Here is a 4,233-nt window from a genome sequence, read left to right on the forward strand (position 1 = left end):
TTAACAGAAATGGATTCTTTTTTCATTTATTTGATGCATGATCAAGTCAGATGAAACGCTTGATAAATAAGCATTCAAAAGTAATCAAAAGTTTTCTATGAATAATTCAGGTTTATGAATGATGGAAGGAAGCAATCCCTTCCAAAGCCACCAAAATTTGATGTTCCTCTCCTCTTTGAGGTAAACTTTCTCCTCCCACCAAATCATTAATCCCAGACTGCAAATTTCCTTTAGATGGAACAACTACATTTAAAATGGATGCGGTCCTCAAGTTTCGTAAAGCACCCAAAACAAATAACGTCGATGTTTCCATGTCTGAGCCGAGTATCCCTTTCCGAGACCAATATTCCTCGATCGGTTCGAGATGAGGGGACGACGAAAACCCATATTGATTTGCATTTTAGCAATAAGTATTATATTGATCATTTCCATTGTTATTGTTCAAGGCTTTTTCAATCCGGAAAACCAAACAGAGCTTTTTTCGATTGGATTTCTTACATTTTATAAAGAGGGCATCAGTTATGCCGCTCTGCTTACTCTTCGTGTCTTCAATATGATCATGGCTTTCGGTGTACTAATATTGACGACGAGACATGACGAATTGGTTGAAGCTTTTATTAGAAAAGGTTTATCACCGAAAATTGGTTATGTACTTCTTTCTGTGCTTCAATTGATTCCGCAAATGCGTGCAACGATGGGTAAAATAGCCGATGCTCAAGCGTCAAGGGGGATGGAAACAAAAGGAAATCTAAGCGTGCGTATGAAAGCATTTTTCCCTTTAATTGGTCCTGTCGTATTAAATTCGTTGAATAGCACGAGGGAACGGGCGATTGCTCTAGAAGTACGGGGATTTAATACAGGAATTAAAAAGACGTTTTTAAATGCAGCAAAAGAATATCATCATCAGGGGTTCATCCAATTGATATTGTGGTTGGTGCTTCTTGGAACGATTGTTTGGAGGATACTGATATGAGCATCATTCAAGTTGAAGGTTTAAAGTATAAATACCCGAATACAGATAAGCTGGCCTTAAATGATGTTTCCTTTGAAGTGAAAGAAGGAGAATTCATTGGTCTCGTAGGCAGAAACAAAGCCGGCAAATCGACATTATGTTTTGCTTTGGCTGGGCTCGTCCCACATTTTTTCAGTGGAGGATATGGCGGAAAGGTGATCGTCAATGGTCTTGAAGTAAGACACCATGAAGTTGGAGAGATTTCCACCCATGTTGGTTTAGTATTTGAAAATCCATTTTCACAAATGACCGGTTCCAAAACAAATGTGTTTGAAGAAATCGCTTTCGGACTGGAAAATATTGGGTTGGAAAGAAAGCAAATCATTGAAAGAGTGAATACAAGCTTGGAATTATTAGATATTGCAGCGTTGAAGGATCAAAATCCATTTGATCTTTCCGGTGGACAAATGCAACGGGTGGCGATTGCCTCGGTCATAGCGATGAGGCCAAAGATTTTAATATTGGATGAGCCGACCTCACAGCTAGACCCACAAGGATCTGAAGAAGTTTTTAAAGTAGTTGAAAATTTATCCAAAGAAGGTATGACGATCATTATGGCTGAACATAAAATCGATAAAGTGGCTCATTACGCTGATCGAATTTTACTGATGGATGATTCGAAAATGATTGATTTTGATGTTCCTGAAAAAGTCTTTTCCCGTGATGATTTACAAGAACACGGCATCGAACCTCCTGTCGTCACAAGGATTGCAAAGGCTTTAGGAATCCGGAAACAAGGGTCGGATGATTACCCTGTGACCATCAAGGGGTTTACTCAAGAAATTGGTGATAAGCTATGAGTCTAATTGAAGTCAACCATTTGCATTTTTCCTATTCAAATAATCAGGAAGTGCTGAAAGGTATAGATCTACGATTCAATGGTGAAACGACGGCAATTGTCGGTCAGAACGGAGCAGGAAAATCCACCTTTGTCAAGTTACTGAAGGGGCTGCTCACACCGACTGAAGGAGAAATCATCGTCAATCAAAAAAATACGAAAGATTATACAACCGCACAACTAGCAAAGGATATTGGCATGGTTTTCCAAAACCCAAGCGATCAAATCTTTAAAAATACAGTGATCAGTGAAGTCATGTTCGGACCGTTGAACATTGGGCAAAGTGAAGCTGAGGCTAGGGAAAAATCAATCGAAATGCTGAAAAAGGTAAATCTGGATAAGGAATTGGAAACCAATCCTTATGATTTAAGCTTATCAGAACCAAAAATGATTACGATCGCTTCCATTCTGGCCATGGATACAAAAATTGTCATCTTTGATGAACCGACGATGGGACAAGACTTTGCCGGTAAAGAAAAATTGAAGGAAATCATTTTTGAACTTCGTGACCAAGGGAAGCTCGTCATTTGTATTTTGCATGATATGGATTTTGCGGTAGAGGTCTTTGAACGGACGATTGTATTCAACCAAGGAAAAGTCCTATTGGATGGTCCAAGCGAAGAAGTTTTCACCCATAAAGAAATAATCAAACAAGCTCATTTGGAACAGCCGCATATTGCGCAAATAGCAGATGAGATATGATTGAAGGGGAACTATTTGACGGATGAACAATTAATTAAAGCATTGAAGGAAAGATTGGACGTCTAACATTCTATAATAGGGTTTGGTTTGATTTTCGGTGAAGAGGAAAGTCTCTTGAAGGCTTTCCTCTTACTTTTTGGAAGTTTGAAATGAGATCGTCCTGAATAAGGTCGATAAGGGCTCTAACCTCGGCAAGTATGTAAACTATTAACTATTGGTATGAGAGTGAACACATAGAGTTAAAAAGGAAAAGGCAGGACTTGCATTGAGAAAACAAAGGGAAAAGACTCTCTTACTCTCTACTCCGGTAAACGTTTTGTCAATTAAGACAGATATCATTCAAATACCATTTTTAGCCAAAACAGGACAGACGGTGATATACGTGATTTAAGGAAAAATCTAGAGAATATTTGTAAAGGATGTGCCTGACCTGACGAAAATCTGGAATCTTTTCCTGAGGTGAGCGTTCGGCTTATGAGCAATAAACCGCATCTGATCTAAACGATTAAAAATTCGAATCTCCGTTCCAACGACGAGCCCCACAATGACTCGCCATGTGTTTCTTAAGGTAAAACCGCGAAGGAACGTACTGGGAATCCGCTCGCTTTTTCTGGTTTGGCGACGATATTGAAAATGCAGGCGCCTTTTGCCGGTACTTTATCGAGGTTCGTCATCAGTTCAATTTGATATGTGTCTTGGTCCAACACGTAATATTCACCGATGAGCTTGCCGTTTTTACGAAAATCGATGGACGAGTCCGTATCGAAGGTTTCATGTCCGACGGCTTTAATTTTTCTTTCTTCAAACAAAAACTTCAAAGCATCGATTCCCCATCCCGGCAGATGCTGATTTCCTTCTTCATCTTTGTTTTCAAAGGCTTCTTTATCCGGCCAGCGTTTGCTCCAATCGGTTCGTAAGGCGACAAACGTTCCTGGTTCAATTGTTCCGTATTCTGCTTCGAACTGTAAAACATCTTCTTTCGTCAAAGTGAAGTCATTGTTTTCATCCGCTTCTTTTGATTTGTCAATGACGACAAGCGGCAACACGAGTTCTTTCAAGTCCAATTCTTCGATGTAACGCGTGTCTCTCACAAAGTGGATCGGTGCATCGATATGGGTCCCATATTGTCCCGGAAAAGTGAACGCTTGTGCTAAGAAGCCATCATCATGGGTGAAAAGGGTTTTGAACTCGGCATCGTTGAAAGCGGTAAAATGTGGGGAATCCGGGCCGAATGCGTGGGTCAAGTCTACCCACGTTTTTCCTTTCAAAACTTCGATGGCTTGTTGCAATTCTGAAACAACGGTACGTTCTGTCATCAACAACTCCTCCTTGTAATAATGGAATTAAAAAACCTCTTCTTAAAAATAGAAGAGGTTGCACACACTAAGCTACGTTCTCTTCTTATCTTCAAGCATTCTCGCTTTCTGGAATTGGCACAGTGCTGTAACAGCCTGTTGCCGAGGTTTCCTTGGGCCAGTCCCTCCGCCTCTCTGGATAAGAAAATCAATATTATGAAATTTTCCATTAATATAATATACATAAACACAAGAAAAGTCAACCGTTTTTACTTTTAAGTTTACCGATTTTCTTTGTTATACCTTCAATCCATTCGTATTTTTTAATCGAAGAAACTTGAATTTATATTTCTGTGTGGAAAAAGTTTATTTTTACCAACACAAAT

4 protein-coding genes and 1 riboswitch are annotated in these 4,233 nt (G+C 39.5%); of the genes, 3 read left to right on the forward strand and 1 reads right to left on the reverse strand.

Translation table 11 applies throughout. From position 1 onward, the window contains the following. Nucleotides 1-364: 364 nt before the first annotated feature. From IEV18_RS16385 to IEV18_RS16395, 3 genes are read left to right on the forward strand one after another with little or no spacing between them, the layout of a single operon-like run. Entirely contained in the window at nt 365-973 is a 609-nt protein-coding gene (locus IEV18_RS16385) for an energy-coupling factor transporter transmembrane component T (protein WP_188393436.1), read from the forward strand. Continuing rightward, on the forward strand, nt 970-1,812 hold the full coding sequence (locus IEV18_RS16390; protein WP_188393437.1) for an energy-coupling factor ABC transporter ATP-binding protein: 843 nt from the start codon (nt 970-972) through the stop codon (nt 1,810-1,812). The genes IEV18_RS16385 and IEV18_RS16390 overlap by 4 nt, the downstream gene beginning before the upstream one ends. Further along, entirely contained in the window at nt 1,809-2,552 is a 744-nt protein-coding gene (locus IEV18_RS16395) for an energy-coupling factor ABC transporter ATP-binding protein (RefSeq protein ID WP_188393438.1), read from the forward strand. The genes IEV18_RS16390 and IEV18_RS16395 overlap by 4 nt, the downstream gene beginning before the upstream one ends. A 563-nt stretch (nt 2,553-3,115) precedes the next feature. Here the strand turns inward: IEV18_RS16395 and IEV18_RS16400 are convergent. Next, nucleotides 3,116-3,868, reverse strand: a complete 753-nt coding sequence (locus IEV18_RS16400) for a cyclase family protein (protein ID WP_188393439.1) — start codon at nt 3,866-3,868, stop codon at nt 3,116-3,118. 82 nt (nt 3,869-3,950) lie between these two features. Beyond that, nucleotides 3,951-4,053: riboswitch (SAM riboswitch) on the reverse strand. Nucleotides 4,054-4,233: the final 180 nt, after the last annotated feature.

It is taken from the genome of Compostibacillus humi (assembly GCF_014637175.1).
In the GTDB taxonomy this organism is placed as follows: Bacteria; Bacillota; Bacilli; order Bacillales; family Amphibacillaceae; genus Oceanobacillus; species Oceanobacillus humi.

Excerpts from the sequence above, each read along its gene's own strand:
- IEV18_RS16385 (WP_188393436.1), top strand. The coding sequence starts at position 365 with ATGAGGGGACGACGAAAACCCATATTGATTTGCATTTTAGCAATAAGT.
- IEV18_RS16390 (WP_188393437.1), top strand. The coding sequence starts at position 970 with ATGAGCATCATTCAAGTTGAAGGTTTAAAGTATAAATACCCGAATACA.
- IEV18_RS16395 (WP_188393438.1), top strand. The coding sequence starts at position 1,809 with ATGAGTCTAATTGAAGTCAACCATTTGCATTTTTCCTATTCAAATAAT.
- IEV18_RS16400 (WP_188393439.1), bottom strand. The coding sequence starts at position 3,868 with ATGACAGAACGTACCGTTGTTTCAGAATTGCAACAAGCCATCGAAGTT.